This window comes from Allocoleopsis sp. (genome assembly GCF_036703385.1).
GTDB lineage: Bacteria > Cyanobacteriota > Cyanobacteriia > Cyanobacteriales > Coleofasciculaceae > Allocoleopsis.
Genome location: NZ_DATNPA010000226.1, coordinates 1 through 17,932, shown reverse-complemented (window position 1 = coordinate 17,932; position 17,932 = coordinate 1). Strand labels below are relative to the sequence as shown.

Annotated in this window: 12 protein-coding genes and 2 pseudogenes; 5 read left to right on the top strand and 9 right to left on the bottom strand. The window is 47.5% G+C overall.

What is annotated here, in order from left to right:
* Positions 1-179: 179 nt before the first annotated feature.
* From V6C93_RS11190 to V6C93_RS11175, 4 genes and pseudogenes are all read right to left on the bottom strand, one after another.
* Complete coding sequence (locus V6C93_RS11190; RefSeq protein WP_333476738.1) at positions 180-1,652, bottom strand: SGNH/GDSL hydrolase family protein; 1,473 nt, start codon at positions 1,650-1,652, stop codon at positions 180-182.
* A gap of 206 nt (positions 1,653-1,858) precedes the next feature.
* Positions 1,859-1,999: pseudogene (locus V6C93_RS11185) on the bottom strand (DUF4079 family protein); the annotation flags it as partial.
* A 37-nt stretch (positions 2,000-2,036) separates the two neighbouring features.
* Positions 2,037-4,082 carry a diguanylate cyclase gene (locus V6C93_RS11180; protein ID WP_333476736.1) on the bottom strand — a complete coding sequence of 682 codons (2,046 nt, stop codon included), beginning with the start codon at positions 4,080-4,082 and terminating at the stop codon, positions 2,037-2,039.
* 208 nt (positions 4,083-4,290) lie between these two features.
* A complete protein-coding gene (locus tag V6C93_RS11175) occupies positions 4,291-4,647 on the bottom strand; it encodes a hypothetical protein (protein WP_333476735.1) in 357 nt (118 codons plus the stop codon).
* Positions 4,648-5,271: 624 nt separating this feature from the next.
* Here V6C93_RS11175 and V6C93_RS11170 point away from each other — a divergent pair.
* Positions 5,272-5,847, top strand: a complete 576-nt coding sequence (locus V6C93_RS11170) for a thermonuclease family protein (RefSeq protein ID WP_333476734.1) — start codon at positions 5,272-5,274, stop codon at positions 5,845-5,847.
* 122 nt (positions 5,848-5,969) lie between these two features.
* On the opposite strand, the gene V6C93_RS11165 is transcribed toward V6C93_RS11170, so the two are convergent.
* Both V6C93_RS11165 and V6C93_RS11160 read right to left on the bottom strand, forming a co-directional pair.
* Positions 5,970-6,227, bottom strand: coding sequence for a LapA family protein (locus V6C93_RS11165; protein ID WP_333476733.1), 258 nt, complete (start codon positions 6,225-6,227; stop codon positions 5,970-5,972).
* Between the two features lie 85 nt (positions 6,228-6,312).
* A complete protein-coding gene (locus tag V6C93_RS11160) occupies positions 6,313-7,749 on the bottom strand; it encodes a phosphoglucomutase/phosphomannomutase family protein (protein WP_333476732.1) in 1,437 nt (478 codons plus the stop codon).
* A 357-nt stretch (positions 7,750-8,106) separates the two neighbouring features.
* Here V6C93_RS11160 and V6C93_RS11155 point away from each other — a divergent pair, with 357 nt between their 5' ends.
* Positions 8,107-8,655 carry an Npun_F5560 family protein gene (locus tag V6C93_RS11155; protein ID WP_333476731.1) on the top strand — a complete coding sequence of 183 codons (549 nt, stop codon included), beginning with the start codon at positions 8,107-8,109 and terminating at the stop codon, positions 8,653-8,655.
* Positions 8,656-9,023: 368 nt separating this feature from the next.
* Here the strand turns inward: V6C93_RS11155 and V6C93_RS11150 are convergent, their stop codons facing one another.
* The 3 genes from V6C93_RS11150 to V6C93_RS11140 form a co-directional block, all read right to left on the bottom strand.
* Positions 9,024-9,458, bottom strand: a complete 435-nt coding sequence (locus V6C93_RS11150) for an anti-sigma regulatory factor (protein WP_333476730.1) — start codon at positions 9,456-9,458, stop codon at positions 9,024-9,026.
* 3 nt (positions 9,459-9,461) lie between these two features.
* On the bottom strand, positions 9,462-11,165 hold the full coding sequence (locus V6C93_RS11145) for a SpoIIE family protein phosphatase (protein WP_333476729.1): 1,704 nt from the start codon (positions 11,163-11,165) through the stop codon (positions 9,462-9,464).
* A gap of 398 nt (positions 11,166-11,563) precedes the next feature.
* Positions 11,564-12,283, bottom strand: a complete 720-nt coding sequence (locus tag V6C93_RS11140; protein WP_333476728.1) for a response regulator transcription factor — start codon at positions 12,281-12,283, stop codon at positions 11,564-11,566.
* Between the two features lie 237 nt (positions 12,284-12,520).
* Between V6C93_RS11140 and V6C93_RS11135 the strand changes: the two genes are divergently transcribed.
* From V6C93_RS11135 to V6C93_RS38185, 3 genes and pseudogenes are all read left to right on the top strand, one after another.
* A complete protein-coding gene (locus V6C93_RS11135; protein WP_333476727.1) occupies positions 12,521-15,073 on the top strand; it encodes a PAS domain-containing protein in 2,553 nt (850 codons plus the stop codon).
* Between the two features lie 57 nt (positions 15,074-15,130).
* The gene (locus tag V6C93_RS11130) at positions 15,131-17,785 is read left to right on the top strand and encodes a PAS domain S-box protein (RefSeq protein ID WP_333476726.1); all 2,655 of its coding nucleotides are present in this window, start codon (positions 15,131-15,133) and stop codon (positions 17,783-17,785) included.
* 12 nt (positions 17,786-17,797) lie between these two features.
* Positions 17,798-17,932: pseudogene (locus V6C93_RS38185) on the top strand (response regulator); the annotation flags it as partial.

The window sequence follows — 17,932 nt, the reverse complement described above, 5'->3', positions numbered from 1 at the left end:
TGCGTTAAAAAATCATATTATAGCCCTTCTCGATTGGCTACGGTACACTTTTAACCTCTCTCCTACAAGGAGAGAGGCTTTGCAATTAGTCCCCTTCCCTAGTAGGGAAGGGGGTTGGGGCTTCAGTCTGACAGTACTCCATTCATTTGAGAATCGCTATAAAATTGTGAGATACAGCCTTAGCTCTCTGAAGAAATGAGAGGGGGTCGATACACACGGATTGCTTGAATGGGTGGAATCCCATTTTTATCAGGGATAATTTCAAGCTTGTGTTTGGAGTTACTTAAGTTCTGCGCTAACGTGGTGAAGTACTCTTTGGTCGGGTCTTCAACCTTCGGTACAACGTATTCGTCCACAAACATCGGTAAACTCTGCCACTTAATCTCAAAGCCTTTTGGGGTCGGCTGATGAGAATAGTCATAAGCAGCTTTCAACCACCAATCTTTGGGTTCGATCGCAACACGACCAGACTTAGACACAAACTTTTGATCGCTGACGCCGCTACCGTCGAATCCGGTCTTAGAACCTCTGACTTCAAACTTAAATTGGCTGGCATCTTGATTAATCTCAGTAATTTTTGCCGTCCAATCTTCTACAATGAGTGGTTTTTCCCACGATACTCGAAGAATCGCTGGCCAATCAACACCGAGTGCTTGACTCGGTCGAGTGATGGTATGGAGTTCGGGGAATTGGGAGGGTTTTTTGCCATCAATCAGAATACTTGCTTGATGGGGTTTGCCGTCAGTTCTTGGGGATGCAATGACATCGACACGGTTGCCCTCAAATTCTAGAACAAGTTTGCGATCGCTCCACTTCACGTCTTTGCCTACCACATAAGTTCGCACCAAATCTTTCCATGCGTCCTTAGGGAACTTAGGATTGTAGCGCAGCTGTCGCTTGACGAGACTTGCCAGCAGAAAATTGCCGCGATCGTTAAGATGGACGTCGTCAACAAGTAAATCTTTTGGCTTCAACCAATTGTCCTTCAGGTACTGTTTCCAAGGTTCGCGAATTTCAATCAACTCGCATCCATACTTTTGAGCAATCTGGGGTAACCATACAGTGGAATGGGAATTATGCCACTCATAGCCATTGAGCAATTCTTTATCATCCACAAACGGGAGTGTGGGTAGCCAAGTGACGTGGTCGGAGTGAAACGCTATTTCACTGGTTGTACGGCGGCGCACGTTGGCGATAATCGACTCATACTCTGGCTCTGGTCCGTAGACGTGGAAAATTAATAGATCAGGGTAGAAGGGATATAGGTCGTGTTCGGCGGGACGGATGAGCAAAGGGGCTGCAAATCCCCCGATCGCACGATTCTCAATTTGCAAATCTGCATAGGGAAAGCGTTGCTTCAAGTCCCTTACTACCTCAAGCCACCAATCCTGCTTGGTAATGGATTGACCATAGAACAGAATCCGCACTGAGTGTCGATGCTGCGGAGTGCTGGTCGCCAATAGCGTCATGGTACGCTGAATTCCCGCACCAAACTTGGAGTCATCCTTCGCCGCAGCAGGCGGTGGATAGTCGGCTGTCTTATCCAATGCTTTTAACATCGGAACAGACAAAACGACCAAACCCATGCAAACTAAAGACAAACATAGCTTTAACCAATACCGACGGCTGAGTTGACGGATAACAGCTTTCATAGACTGAAAGTTAGGGAATAAAATCTGGCAAAAGGCAGAAGGTAGAGGGCAGAAGGTTTATTACTGGTATACAGTCGTTTGAACCGTTAAATCTGTCCTAACCTTTATGGCGACAGCTATACAAAAACTCAGACCTATCTTGAACGTGTGAGCAAGATAGGTCTCTCCATCTTGCCCCCTCTCCCTATTAAAGCTCTAGCTCTCCTCTACTTGGCAAGCCCTGCATAAAACGCGATTTCAAACAAATCCCGCGTACCTGTCATTCCCTGCCCAATAAACAGAAGCAAAGCAAAGCAGTTTAAAATGATGTGAACATTACGCCAGCCATTAGACCGATCTTTATAGATATATATCTGTGAGAGTGACATCTTCTCCCATCCTGGGCTAAGGGAAGGATTGGGGGAAAGTGGAACTACTGGTTGCCAAAGCTGAGGAACCTGCAACTGCTACGCGATCGCGCCCCAACCTCTTCGCCTGATATAAACCCCTATCCGCCGCCTGAATGACCGTCTCACCCGTCAAACCCTGCTCTGGGAAACACGCCACCCCCAGGGAAATAGTAATCGTATCCAGAGTCTGGTGGCGATACGTCACCTGAAGGTGCTTCACTCCTTCCCGCAGGTGCTCTGCTCGCTGCCTAGTGACTGCCAAGTCCGCGTCTGGCAGAATCAGAAGTAACTCCTCGCCTCCGTAGCGGCAAGCAATATCTGAACTGCGAATATTGCTTTGCAAAAAACTCGCCAATTCTTGCAAAACCCTATCCCCTGCCTCATGCCCAAATGAGTCATTAAATTGCTTAAAGTGGTCAATGTCGATCATGATCACACCCACCGGTTGCCCCTGGCGACGAGCACGGGAAATCTCCCGCTTCAGAGATTCTTCCATGTAACGGCGATTGAATAAACCCGTAAGGGGGTCGTGAATACTCTCGTGTTTTAGAGTTTCCCGGAGTTTTAAATTGCTGATAGCGAGTGTCAGGTGTTCTGCCACTGTCACCGCTAACTTTTGTTTGGCCTCACTCAAGCGCCCTCGTTCTAGTGAACTTAAATAAAGTAGACCCAACACCGTTCCCTCTACCATCATCGGGACGCACAGAAATTCACCTGGAGGGGGGTAGGCATGAATATGTTGGCATCGTAAATTAGAGTGACTATACGGCACAAAACGGGAGCGACGCCGTCGTAGCGCCCAACATTCTTTCAAGGAGAATGTAATTGCACTGGTGAGTGAAGTTCCCCAAGTCGCTACCGCTTCAAGCCGATTATGGGTTGTATCCAGCAGAAACACCCCGCCAGCACTACCGAGAAATATCGGCTGGACTAGTCTCGATAGAGCGCTGTAAGCGTCTTCAAGGGTTACGCAGGTTTGCAAAAAATCACTCATTTTACCCAACAGCGCCATCTCTTGATTGCGTTGTTCCAGTTCGTCCACCCAGCAGATGAGCTTTTCGTTAGCTTGTTGCAACTCCGCTTCACTCCTCCGTAGCGCCTCCTCCGCCTGTTGGCGAGAGGTGATGTCGCGCACGAGCACTAACACTTCATCCTTCTGGCTGACTACAATCCGTGCCTCATAGTGCCTTGGGGTGTTGTTGAAGACTAGCTGATACTCAAAGACTTGCATCTGTGAAGTGAGTAACGCGTGCGCGATCGCTTGCATCGTTTTGTCAGCAATCTCTGGCGGCATCACATCCTGCACCTTTATGCCAAGGAATTCACTAGGAGGAACGAGCAGATTGAAATCTTTTGATGCTTTGAAGTCTACAAAGGTACCATCGGTTTTGAGACGAAACATCAAATCGGGGATGGCATTGACGAGGGCACGATTCGTTGCTTCACTTTGGCGTAGTGCTTCTTCGGTTCGCTTGCGCTCAATTAATTCTTCTCTTAAAAGTGCATTCGATTCGGAAAGCTGAACAGTTCTCTCCTCAACCCGTTTCTCTAACTCTTCGTGAGCTTGACGTAAAGCCTCCTGCGCAATCTTGCGCTCAGTAATATCATGACAACTATAAAGTCGGGTTCCTCCCTGAATCTCTACGCGTTTCACGTTAATCAGTACCGTGTGGTTTCTACCCGCTTTATCCGTAATCGTCCATTCAAGATTGCAGAGTTCGCTGGAGTTTCTTAATTCATCAGACTCCAAAAAGTTCTCTCCTAAGAGATTGGAAATATTCCCAAATTCCTGTGCTTCCTGGGAAGAATAGCCAAAAATAAATTCTATATTGGGACAAATATAGGTAAAGGCTCCGACCTCATCCGTAATTAAAACCGTATCTGAAATATTAGTCAGTATGAGTCGGTAGAGTTCCTCAGACTCCCGTAGCTTCACCTCAAATTGGCAAGACTTCGACTGAGTACTCATCCGTTTGGGTTTTTCTTGAGGAGCTTGACACTGACTATAAGGGCAGGTGATTGGAGTTTCCGGCTCAATCATGGGGTCAATCTTAAGTTTTCTCTAACAGTATTGATATGGCTTTTGAAACGCAAATCTAGAAGATGCAAAAAGAAAACATCCCCCTCGAGTCTCATTTATGACGAGGGGGCAGGAACCCTGATGGAATTAAACTCAAAGTCTACTATTAAATAGAATACCCTAAACTCTCCTTGAGCGTTCTCAGCGGAGTGTCAGAAATCAAAAATCCTTAGCCAAACCAGTGGGAAGGTGTAACACAAGAGTCAAATTCTTCGGCTGACGTTCGACTGAGACCTTCAGTTTTTTGCTGAACAACATAGGCTATTTCTTGGCGAATCAGATTTTGAATATGTATCTTCTCTTCCGCAGAAAGCTGTAAATCCTCTGCATGAGTTGTTCTGCTTTTATCCCCCTCTTCGCTAGGATGCCAATTTGAGAGTTGACTTAGGACTTGAGCGATCAAGTTTCGGCGCAGATCGAGATTAGTCAAAGCTTTCTTATAGGGATAATCTGGATAACCGCTTAATACTTGTTCTAAAATTTCATTGACTGTAGGTAACATCAAATCATCAATTGTTTCTTCCATTGCTGCCTCCGTTGATGAGGGAGTGAACTCCTTTTCTCGGTAATAAAGGGTATGAAAAAACTAAAATGCAGGCTCAAGTCTCGCGATCTTTTGGTTAATTAAGCCCCAGAGCGGAAGACCCTTTACTCACTCAGTTTCTTAAAGATTGTAAAGGTTTATTAAGAAAACCTTCACCTGCTTTGATTATCTCTTAGATAGAAAGTAATTTTTTGATAAAGTTACAAATTTTTAAACTGAAAATCCTGATTACAGCTGAAAAAAATAAAATCAATCAGTTATTTAAAACTTCTATCGATAGGCTGGAAAGGGGTGCGCTCAAAAGCCATTGGTGAGTATGAGGTAAAATTTTTTCTTCTCCCCCTGTCAGACGCGTCCCCACACACCCTCCCAGTTGGTTTTGTAAAGAACCCTTGCGTATTAGGCTCGCTCCAGCAGTGGTTGGCCTTATTAGAGATTACTTACCCAGAAAAGGTCAAGTAAGAACTTGTCGCGATAATATATTTCTGATGTTGATACCCCGTGATTAACAGTGCCGCCTACTCTGGCAGTACGATTAAGTTTAGCGAACCCACATCCAGAATTTTAATTCACCTAAGTGGGTAATTTTCGATAACTTTAAACTTAATGACTTTTCGACTGTTACCAAAATCCCTTCTATGGCTCAGTGCTGCTATCCTCATTCTTACTTTAGGAGGATGCGAAGCTCTTCAAAACTTATTTGGAGGAGGCGGCTATGTTGTCAAGCGCGTGTCTGACGGAGACACAATGACTGTCACTGAGCCCTCTGGCAAAAATGTCAGTGTGCGTTTTGCCTGTGTGGATGCACCAGAAATTCCTCATACCATCGAGGAAAGGAAAAGCAGGAAATTGGCGGACAAAACCCAATTTAAGTGGGGAGAAAAAGCACAGCAGCGAGTACAGCAGTTGGTCAAGCAAGGAGGCGATCGCGTAAAATTGACGGTCACAGATACAGACAAATATGGTCGTAAAATCAGTGAAGTTCGTCTCCCCAACGGAACCTTCATTCAGGAAATTCTGGTATCTGAAGGACTCGCACAAGTCTATCGACCCTACCTGAAAAATTGCCCCAGTGCCGCAATTGTGGAGGCGGCAGAAACGAATGCTAAGAAGCGGCGGGTGGGAGTTTGGAGAGATGAAAAGTATGTCTCAGCTTGGGAGTGGCGGCGCACCAATAAGTGAAAGATTGAAGGTTGAGGTTTGAATCGTTGAGCTTACTTCGTGAAAGTGCAGCGCCGCTTCTCCTACGAGGACGGAACCCCGTCAGGATAGGCATCGATTTCCCCTGTGCCACGAGCTTGGAATCAGAAATCCTCTTCTTCTTCGTAGTACCGCTGTCGTTGTCCCTCAGCCAGTTGCCAGACTAAAGGCACGATCGCACCGGCAATCGCACCGATCCCTACACTAAACGCCAGCACAATACCGACGGGAATTTGAATGGTTTGAAACACAAGGAACTTCAGGGATACCGGCGTGATGTTTTGGATGGAAAGAATAGCGATCGCGCCAATCCATCCCGCTAAGATCAGGGAAGTCAGTAAATTACTAATGGTTTTCATCATTCAAACCCCACATAAACGCCAACGGACGTGGATTATCTTCATACTTCAGTCTTCAATTGACCTCTATGTTATCGGGGTTAAACTCCTACAGGACAGGTTTTAGCCTATTGATCATCAACCCGATGATTTCAGCAATGGGGTTATGCTTCTCTGGAGAGTTGGTTTCCATGTAGACGCGCATCAGGGGTTCGGTCCCTGATGGACGCAACAATACCCAACTGCCGTCTTCTAAATAGAGTTTGATGCCGTCTTTGTGACTAATTTCTTTAACTTGGATGCCAGCTATGTCACGAGGAGGGTTTTTGGTGAAGTAGTCCAGAATCGCTACCTTGTGGTCGTCGTTTAGGTGTAAGTCGAGACGCTTGTTGTGGAGAGGGCCATTGGCTTCGGCGATCACTTCTTCTACCAACTGACTCAACGGCTTCCCTTCATAGGCGATCGCCTCAGCTACAAGCATATTAGCCAAAATCCCATCTTTTTCAGGGATATGTCCAATAATGCTCAAGCCGCCGGATTCTTCCCCACCAATAAGTACCTCAGTCTCGCGCATTTTCGCGCCGATATACTTGAAGCCGACTGGCGTTTCGTAAATGGGCAATCCGTACCGACGCGCAAAATTATCCAACAGGTGCGTTGTCGCAACCGTCCGGACAAGAGCTCCCGTCTTGCCTTTATTTTTAATTAAGTGACGCGCCAGCAACAACAGCACGGCATTTGGGGCGAGGACATTCCCCTGTTCATCGACAACAGCGAAGCGATCGCTATCGCCATCGGTGGCTAGACCTAAATCAGCCTGATCTTTTTTTACAGCCTCGACCAGTCCCACCAATTGCTCACCCTTGGCTTCCGGCACCCCGCCACCAAACAAAACATCACGAGTGGTGTGGAAGGTCTGGGTTTGACAGCCACAGTGTTCTAGGACGGTATCCAAATAGCCGCGAGAGGTAGAGTACAGGGCGTCGTACTTCACCTTGAGGTGGGCGCTGCGAATCCGCTCTACATCCAGCAGGGTGTAAATAAACTTTATATAATCGGGTTTAGGGTCAAATCTAGAAATTTTATCGGTGTTCTTGCCGCTGGGTAGTGCATCATCAGCCCCTTCAAGATGGGCAACAATTGTGTCGGTAATTTCGGTTGTTGCCGGTCCAGCATAATCTGGAATGTACTTGATGCCGCAATAAGGTGCAGGGTTGTGACTGGCGGTAAACATCAATGCCCCAGCAGAGTGAAGATGACGGGCATTGTAAGCGATGACTGGCGTTGGACAATCCCGCTCAACAATTTTGACCGTCCAACCTAAGTCTGCCAAAATTTCGGCAGCAGTCTGAGCAAACCGATCAGCCAGGAAGCGAGTATCATAAGCAACTAAAACGGGTTGTTCTTGGGAATAGGCTGTGTCTAGATAAGACGCGATCGCTCGCGTTACCTTGCACACATTCTTGAAGGTAAAGTCATCAGCGATGATCCCTCGCCAGCCATCGGTGCCAAACTTAATTTTTTGGGTGCTACTTGCTGCACTCATTTCGGCTACATTCTCTAAATTCAACTTAATCTTAATCGAAGCCTATCAAGTTAGCAGGCTCAGGAGCAGTCCATTGTTGAATTGTCTTTAAAGAAAATTCCCCCAAACCTTTCCCAGACACAAGACCCAAAATTCATTAGATCATGAAAAAAGCAGCTTTATCGTGCCATTTACTCGATTCAAATGGTAAATTAGCTGCATCAGGAGTTTGATGCCCTAAAAGCCTGACGCTATGCTAGGCTATATCATCTCTCCTGTAATCATCCCCTACTACACATGCCAAATAGCGTCAGCGACACTGCCGGTTCGCTTAAGCTACTGGGAGTACCCTATTAATTATCGGAGCCGTAAGCCATCGTGATCCAGACTGAAACCCCAACCCTACATGCGGTTCAAGCTGAAGTTTCTCGTCTGCGAGAAGAATTGCAACTGAGAGATCAGCTAGTACAGCAGCTGTCTCAAGAATTATTTCGTCTCGTCAAGGGCAACGCCAACTTCACCCCTCCGCCGGAGGTTTCAGAGCGTCACCAGGCACAAATGCGAGTCTTACGCGAACAGTTGCAAGGTGTTGAGCAGCAGGTGACGTTCTACCAAGAACAGATTACCAGCCGCGATGATGAAATTTATCAATTGCGGCAATCGGTTCAGGAATTAACTGAGCGATCGCGTATGTTAGAGCAGGTTGTACAGGAACTGCCCAAAATCTATCGCCAGAAATTTGCTGAGCGTATGGTGCCTGTACGTGAAAAAGTGGCAATGTTACAACGAGAAAATCGCCAGCTTCACGCAGAGTTGCAGAGTGTTAGCTATCGCCTCGCCGTCAGAAGCCGCAACATTACCCGTGTTGATTTACCAACATTTTCACGCCCTCGTGGCGGCCCTATCCCCACCTTTGGGAACGTCTAGGTTCTGCTTGTTCGGAGTAGGCGAACGTCTCGATAGGGAAGAATAGATTTTCAAAACCTCCTGAAGAACTATCAGCAAAACGATGGTATTAGTTCTCAAGGAGGTTACTATTGTCTAAGCCAAAATGTAGATAGTTTCAGAACGAATGCGACTTAACTAGGACAAAAATATATAGAATCAAAACCATTTATTTAAGTTTTTGTAAAACAAATCCAAGAGGTATAAATTGCAGCTACTGAAGGGAAGCTTCTCAAAAAAGTTAGTGGTAGCAATACATTGCTATACTGCCATTGCGAGGGACTTTTTTCCTCATCAATTACCAGACTGAGGGCAAGATTTATAATGCACAGGCTAAGCCTTGATAGGAATTAAGTTTTAGATTCGCCAACTTTTGGCAGACTAGCTTCTAACGTCAGACAATTCCGACCATTGACCTGTAAGCGATACTCCACTCGATCCATCAGCCGATTCATAATCAACCAGCCATAGCCACTCTCCTGTCTATCTTGTGGATTCGGCGGCAGATAAGTAGACAGGTCAAACCCTTGACCATGATCCCAAATTTCCAGGATGATATCCCGGTCTTTGACTTCCAGGCGAATTAATACCGGTAAATTGGGTTGATCTTTATGAGCGTGGCGCACGACATTTGAGTAGGCTTCAACTAACGCCAGTCGTAAACGACTCGATTGTCGTGGCCAATCTACAGAGTCACCTAGCTCCAATTCCAAAGTGCCTAGTAGCCAACTCTCAACAATGCTCAAAAATTTCAAGTCACTAGGTATGTGTAGCTCCGTTTTCATTAATTACAGAACCTCCAGAGAAAGGATAGTTTGGTCATCTTCTTGAACATTGTTAGTGCGTTCTCGGATATGAGCTAATAAATTGGTCAGGTCAAAGGGAGCTGACTCCTCAAGCAAAAGTTGCCAAAGGCCGGGTGACCCAAGCATTGCACTAGTGGGTAGCTCACTCTTTCTGGCATAGGCGCTGCTACCCAGCGATTCGATGACTGTCGCCTCTGTAATTCCATCACTGGTTAACAGCACGATGTCACCAGAATTTAACGTTAAAGTTCCTGCATTTGCCTTCCAAATCGGTAAGATTCCCAAGGGAACGCCACGAACCTGAAGGTAATTTGGCTCCACTGTGACATTTTTTTCTGGTGCTGTTCGTTGTTGAACGAGCAAGCGGTGAGACCAGACGATGGGATAGATGTGACCGGAATTCGCGTAGACTAGCTGCCGTGAAGCTGGAGTATAGCGAGCTAGTACCATTGTGATGAAACAATTGGTACTGAACAGGTCGTCTGACATGATGCTGTTGAGATTTCGCATCACGACCTCCGGTTCTGGAGAGCTCTCTTGAGCGAGTTCTCGGCGCAAGATGGAAATTGCACTCGCCATAAATAGGGCAGCAGGGACACCTTTTCCAGAGACATCCCCCACTGCCAGCCAGACGTCGCCTTGAGGATGAACATAGACTTCAAAAAAATCACCTCCAACCTCTCGCGCTGGATAGCAGTGGGCTTGCACCCGCGCTCCTTCAAAATCCGGCCAGCTTTGACGGAGCAAGTTGTTTTGGATTTGGCGAGCCACCTGTAATTCATCACGCATCTGCTGAGCCATCAACAGGGTGCTTTGGTAGAGTTTTGCCTGGGAAATTGCCAAAGCCGCCTGCTCACCCACCGATTCAATCAGTTGAATGTCTTCAGGCGTCCAGGGATGCTGGCTCCCTTGCTGATAGAGAGACAAAACTGCCATGATTTGTTGTTGGAAAATGAGGGGAACCACCAGATACACCGAGGGATTCCCTGGTGTGTTGTCGTGGACAATTTCTGTCTTGTGGTTCTCTAGGACATTTGGCAGCATTGATTCCGGGCTGGGGAGACAGGGGGTTGCGACTTCAGCCTCAGCTTGGTATGAGAAAGACTCTGGGATGAGTTGGTTGCCATCTACGGGTTGGAGAACGCAAACGGTTGCCTCAAAATTGCGACCAATCGTTGTGACAACCGTTTGCAGCATACTTTTATAGTCAAGCGACTCTCGAATTGCCGTTGTCACCACATTGAAGAGTTCTTCTCGTCGCAAGGCGCGGCTGAGTTCATTAGTTCTTTGCTTGAGGACTCGGTAGGTATCCGCCGCTTGTTGAACCACAGCTTTTAGATGTTCAGGGTTCCAAGGCTTGGTGATGTATTTAAATACCTTGCCGGAGTTGATCGCTTCCACTAAGTCTTCAACATCAGTGTAGCCCGTTAACAGGATGCGAATCGTATCGGGAAAGCGGTCAACGGTCTTACTCAAGAATTCTGTGCCATTCATCAGGGGCATCCGCTGATCGGAAATAATGACCGCCATCTCCCCTTCGGTTTCCAAGCGCTTAAGAGCGCTCACAGCTCCATCGGCTTTGAAGACGTGAAAATCACGCCGGAATGTTCTATACAACAAATCCAGATTGTCAGGCTCGTCGTCCACTACCATCAATTTAAGTCTGCTCTGATCTGCCTGACTCATGTGTTTACTCCAGGTTCAGGTGAGTTAGAGACCACAGCTTGAGGTTCATCCGATTGGTTTCTAGGAAACTGTTGGTGTCTACCAATCACTGGACAAAACTCTCCAAGCCTTCTTCTACTTGAAATGCCCCTAATGTTTGACTCGGTGGTGCTTCGCTCTATCGCTAAAAGTATTTTCTCAAGGGTTTGTTTCGACTGTCGATATAGCACACTCTCAGTGACCGAAGTCGCTTAAAGTATCCGAATACGAATCCATCCGAAACTATCCTATCAGTTTGCCTCCCATAGCCAGAGAAGCAATGAGACAAGCCAGCAGTATGAACTACCGCTGGCTTTCGATTAGTACGCTTATTTACGCCCACTGATTTAGAACGCAACCTATCCTTAAGATGTGAGCGATTAACCTACCAAGCCAGAACGAAGGGCGCGGACAGCAGCTTGAGTGCGGTCATCAGCACACAGCTTATTCAAGATATTGCGGACATGGGTTTTGACAGTGCCTACAGTAATGTAGAGCCTTTCTGCGATCGCCGCATTGCTACACCCTTCAACAATCAGCTGCAAAACCTCTAATTCCCGCTCTGTTAAGGGGTCAGCTTCGATCAGCTTACTATACTCTGATTCAGTGGCATTGATCGTCACGGTTTTCAGTGCCGCCGCCGTCTCAGCCCCCCTGTCCGCTGACTTGGTCTTTTTCAGAACAATTTTGGCGATCGCTGGATCGATCCAAGCGTTCCCTTCGTGAGTGACTTGTATCGCTTCTAGCAAATTATCAAAACTGATATTTTTCATGCAGTAAGAATCTGCACCTGCGGCAAACGCTGCTAACACGGCGTCTTCATTATCCTGCAATGTCAACACCAAAATTCTCGTTTGAGAATCTTCCTCAGGGACTTGAGCATCTTTAAAGCGCTTTGTCAATTCAATCCCATCCATATCGGGAAGACCAATGTCAACGATCCCGATATCTGGTCTGGACGTTTCCAGTAAGTTCAGACCTTCGGTCGCATTGGCGGCCTCACCCACAAATTCAATTTCACTCCGCTGTTGGAGCGCTGTTCTGATCCCGACCCGAGTTAGGTCATGGTCTTCAATAAGAGCAACACGGATTTTACTCATCTTTCACGTCCAGGCTGTGGAATTTTCTAGCTCTTACAGAGGCAGTGTATGAAGTTCTGGTCAAGCGTCGAGTGATGTCCACCCATCGGTAGGGGTAGGGATTTCAGTACTTCAGATACATTCTGAATAATACTGTGGTTTGACAAACGTCCTTTACCATTGGCTTAAATTAAAAGCTTGGTGCAGGCACCTTACTCTTTTAATTTTGTCGCTAAAACTCTTTAAAAGAATCCATATATGGATATATCGTTTTTTAATCCCAATTTCCCACCCTCTGGCAACGATTGTGACCCTTTACCGAACCCCCAAAGCCTTGAGCGACGCCTAGAAGTCAGTGAAGCCAGAATCGACTATCTTCTGGCAACTCTACCTCAAATTGTTTGGCTGGCGGAAGTCAATGGCTCAGTTACTAATTTTAACCCTCGTTGGTACGAGTATACCGGGTTAACAGCCTCCGAATCACTGGGCTGGGAATTTCTGCAAGCGATACATCCAGAAGACCGGGATTTCTGGCGGGATAGTTTTACCAGCAACGTCCTAGCCAGTGACGAGGCCGCATCCGACCAACCGCCAAGCGACCCAAACCCCATTGAATGCCGTATTCGCAAAGCAGACGGGACTTACCGCTGGTTCATCGGGCAAAGAACGGCAGTCAGGGGTGTACAGGATCAGATTTTAGAGTGGGTGGGCACTTACACACTGAAGGATGAGCCTCCTGACTCTGTAAAAGTCAGGGTTCCCGGTCAGAGGGAGAAGCAAAGGGAAGCCGAAACTCATACGAGGAGGGCAAGGGAATCTTCCTTTGCCCTTTTTCCTTTTGCCGATTCTCGAAGCGGCGAAGACTCCCCGCTGGGTTCTCAAAACCTGGAATCCCATTGGCGATCGCTTGAACCCACGTTGGTGGTGACGACGGGCAATCAACGACCAGCGATATCCTGGTTAAGGAAACAAACGCTCAGCCACACAGCTCAGTCAGAGCCACAGAGTCGCCGGAATTGGGTAAACGAACTTTCCCACGCCATTATTTGGGAAGCTGAGGCCACCACCGAGCAGTTTACCTTTGTCAGCCACAGTGCTGAGCGACTGTTGGGTTATCCGGTGGAACAGTGGCTCCAGGAACCGGATTTTTGGGTCAATTTGATTCATCCAGAGGATCGGCAGTGGACGGTGGCTGTATGCCGCCAAAAAAGGCTCCAGTATCGAGATTATGAACTGGAGTATCGATGCCTAGCGGCGGATCAGCGAGTGGTTTGGCTGCGCGATCGCGCCTATGTAATTCGAGACGAGCAGGGATGGGTGCACAAGCGTCGTGGACTCATGGTTGACATTACCTTCGCCAAGCAAGCAGAAGCCGAGTTGCAAGTCCGTCTCCGTCAGCAAGCTGCGATCGCTCAACTCGGTCAACAGGTACTCTTGAGTACTGACCTTTCTACACTCATGGATGAATGCCTCTCCCTGGTTTGCCAAACGCTCACCGTAGAGTATTGTCAAGTCTGGGAATGGCTGCCCGATCAAGAAATCTTGAAACTCCGAGCCGGTGTTGGATGGCGCGACGAGCTACTAGGGCAGGCACTAATTGACGCGAGTGCCAAGACACAGGCGGGTTATACCCTACAATTGTGTCAACCTGTGATATTAGAAGACTTACGCCGCGAAACCCGCTTTCGCGGTTCACCCTTACTTCATGACCACAACATTATTAGTGGCCTAAGTGTGATTATTGGTGGAGCGTCCTCGCTACAAGCAGAGAAAGATGGGGAGAATTGCTCAACTCATACCGACATGCCAAACCTAGTAGATAGGGGAGACAAGGAGGACAAGGGGGATAAGGGAGAGAAAATACAATGTATGATCGCAACTTCGGCTCAAACCCAGGATGAGCCAGAACCTTTCACCCTCGCACTCCCTGACGCTACGCGATCGCTAAAGGGCCGATCACCCCGACCTTTTGGTGTTTTAGCGGTTCACACGAGTCGGCAAAGGGCGTTTAGTTACAGTGATGTGGATTTTGTCCAGTCTGTCGCCAACGTCCTAGCGGGAGCCATCCTGTTTCATCAAGCCGATGAAGCCCTCGACAAAGCACAAGCCCAACTGGATCAGATGACGGCCGCTGTAGAAAAGTGCAGTAGAGAACTTGACGAATTTGCCTATATCACCTCTCATGACTTGAAGGCACCGCTCCGAGCGATCGCAAACCTATCGCAGTGGATCGAGGAAGATATCTCTGACCAACTCAACCCAGAAAACCAGCATCAACTGCAATTACTGCGCGGGAAAGTTTACCGCTTAGAAGCCTTAATTGAGGGGCTGTTGCAGTACTCTCGTGCGGGACGGCTTCAACCAGAGCCAGAAGTTGTGGATGTTGCCGCTTTATTAAAACAAGTAATCAATACCCTGAATCCACCGGCTCAATTTACGATTACCCTTGCGCCAGAAATGCCAACATTGATGACGCAGCGCTTACCCCTTGCCCAAGTCTTCACTCATCTGCTCGACAATGCGATCAAACATCATCCCTTGGCGGATGGAACGGTGACGATCGACGTTCAGGAACAATCGGATGCCTATGAATTTAGGGTGGCAGATGATGGGTTGGGAATCGCGCCTCAGTTTCATGAAAGAGTGTTTCGGATCTTTCAGACGCTGCAAGCCAAAGATACGGTAGAGAACATAGGGGTAGGTCTAGCGATTGTTCAGCGGATTGTAGAAGGCAAAGGAGGTACCATCCGATTAGAATCTCACGAAGGGCAAGGAGCAACGTTTTATTTCACCTGGCCTAAGGTGCTTTGAACAGTGAGCAGTGGGCAGTGGGCAGTGAAGTTGATAATTATGAGGAGAAAGTTGAACATGGACGCCTCAAAAATTTTGCTCCCTCGGCATAAGCTGCGGCCTGATTTTTCAGTTTGTTGGCGAGGCGCTTTAATTATCTCGATACCCGTTATTTGTTTGTTGGCTTCTATTTCGGCGATCGCTTTTCTGCGCTTTCAATCTCAAGCCGTTAGCGATCGCAAAGAACAAAGTTGGCAAACCATCCTGGATACTGAGCGCTTACTCAAAGGGCTACTGAATGCTGAAACTGGCGTCCGAGGTTACGCGATTGCCCGTCGTCCGGAATTTCTGGAACCCTACACTGAAGCAAGGACAACCTTACCCAAATCCCTGAATTCACTGAGCGCTACAGTCCAAGCCAATCCCTTACAGCGTCAACAATTTCAAAAAATTCAAGGGCTAGCGCAGCAACAAATGGCGCTTTTAGAGCAGATGCTCGCAACGACTGACCAACCTCAAACAGGGAGACAAGCCCCCGGATTTATCCCCGGATCTTTAGTAAGGAGCGTCAATCCCAAATCCCAAATCCCAAATTCCAAATCGAATGACGGGCAAAACGGTGAAAGGGGCAACATTCCCGCGCTCAATGACTTGCTGCTGAAGGACAAGTCGCATATGGATCAGCTGCGCCGCGAAATTGCCAACTTTGCCCAGCAAGAAGATCGCTATTGGCGCGATCGCGCAGCAGAAGAGTTACGCTGGCAGGAGATAACCGCCCTTGTCCAGTGGAGCTGTTTGGTTATCAGTCTACTAGCATCGGGAGCGGCTTTATACCTGTTCAACCAATTGCACAGAGAGCTAAACGAGCAAACCAGTCGCTTGCGAGCCAGTAATGTTTACCTCAAAGCTGTTTTCGATAATGTTGTCGATGGCATCATCCTCCTCAATCCACGAGGTTACATTCAATCGGTTAATGCGGCGGCTGGAGAAATCTTTGGTTATGAACCCGATGAACTAGTCGGCAAACACCTGCAAAAACTGATAGCAGAATTGTTTACTGAGGATAGCGGTCAAGCCATGAAATCCCTGGTAGGAAAAAATCACCACAAACTACGCCTTCAGCAGGAGACGGTTGGGCGTCATCAAAATGGCAACCTCTTCCCAATGGAATTTGCCATTAGTGAAATGCAGCTAGACAATGATCATCTGTTTATTGCGATTGTGCGTGACATCACTGAACGCAAACAATCACAAGAAACGCTATTTAAACAAGCTCAGCTGCTCAATTTAGCGAATGACACTATTATCGTGCGTGACCTCAACGACACCATTACTTATTGGAACCAAGGAGCGCAACGGCTCTATGGTTATTCATGCGCCGAAGCCGTGGGGCAATCGGTTCACAGCCTGCTCAAAACTGAATTTCCTCAATCGCCTGAGGACATCAAAGAAACTTTGTTCCAACAAGGTTTCTGGAGTGGAGAACTGGTTCATTCCCGACGCAATGGTAGCCGTGTTTGCGTCAGGAGCGGCTGGACATTGCAACGGGATGAGACGGGGGAGCCAGTGGCTTTCTTGGAAATCAATCAGGATATTACTGAGCGCAAGCAAGCGGAGGTCGCTCTCAGACAGAGCGAAGAGTTATATCGCACCCTGGTTAAAAATTTCCCTAATGGAGCCGTGTTTTTGTTTGATCAACAAATGCGGTACTCCATTGCTGAAGGGACGGGATTAGCCACCGTTAATCTTAATAGTGAATCGTTGATCGGGAAGACGATTTGGGAGACATTACCCCTGGAAACGGCTCAATTTTTAGAGCCTATTTATCGTGAGGCGCTCAAGGGTAAAACTACGGTGACAGAAATTCCCTTTATTGATCGCTGTTACTGCGTCCATGTCCTACCTGTAACCAACGAAAGCGGTGAAATTTTGTTGGGGATGGCGATGACGCAAGATATCACCGAGAGTAAAAAAGCGGAGAAAGCGTTGCGATCGCGTGCGGATGAATTAGCCAGACTCACAGCCGTGCTAGCCCAAACCACTGCCAACCTAGAGAAGCGAAACACCGAACTCGACCAATTTGCCTATATTGTATCTCACGACCTCAAGGCACCCCTAAGAGCGATCGCCAACCTCTCCCAATGGCTGGAAGAAGACCTCACAGAACACTTGGCCGAAGAGACTCGGCACCAAATGGGTTTGCTCCAAGGTCGCGTCCATCGCATGGAATCCCTAATTAATGGAATTTTGCAGTACTCCCGTGTTGGGCGTTTCCGCACAGAGTTGGAATTAGTGGATGTGGAGGTGTTACTCGCTGAGGTGATTGACTCGTTGGCACCCCCACCCGAATTTATGATCACGGTGATGCCAGGAATGCCGACGCTTTGGACAGAACGAGTTCCTCTAGAACAGGTATTTGCTAATTTGATCAGTAATGCGATCAAGTACAATCACCGACCCGATGGACATATTGTGATTTCAGCAAACGAGCAAACAGACGGCTATGAGTTTGCTGTCAGCGATAATGGTCCAGGGATCGCCCCTGAGTTTCACGAAAAAGTGTTTGTCATATTTCAAACCCTAGAACCCCGCGACAAGGTAGAAAGCACGGGTGTTGGTTTGGCAATTGTTAAAAAAATTATTGACGATAAGGATGGAACCCTGTCCCTGGAATCTGAGCCAGGTCAGGGATCAACGTTCCGCTTTACTTGGCCTAAAAAACCGATGGCATGAGGTGCTTTAGGGATGAATGATAAACAAACCAGCGTTTTACTCATTGATGATGATGAAGTCGATGTGATGACCGTAAAACGGGCGTTTAAAAAGAACAACATTACTAATCCGCTTTACGTGGCGACGAATGGGATTGAGGCATTAACG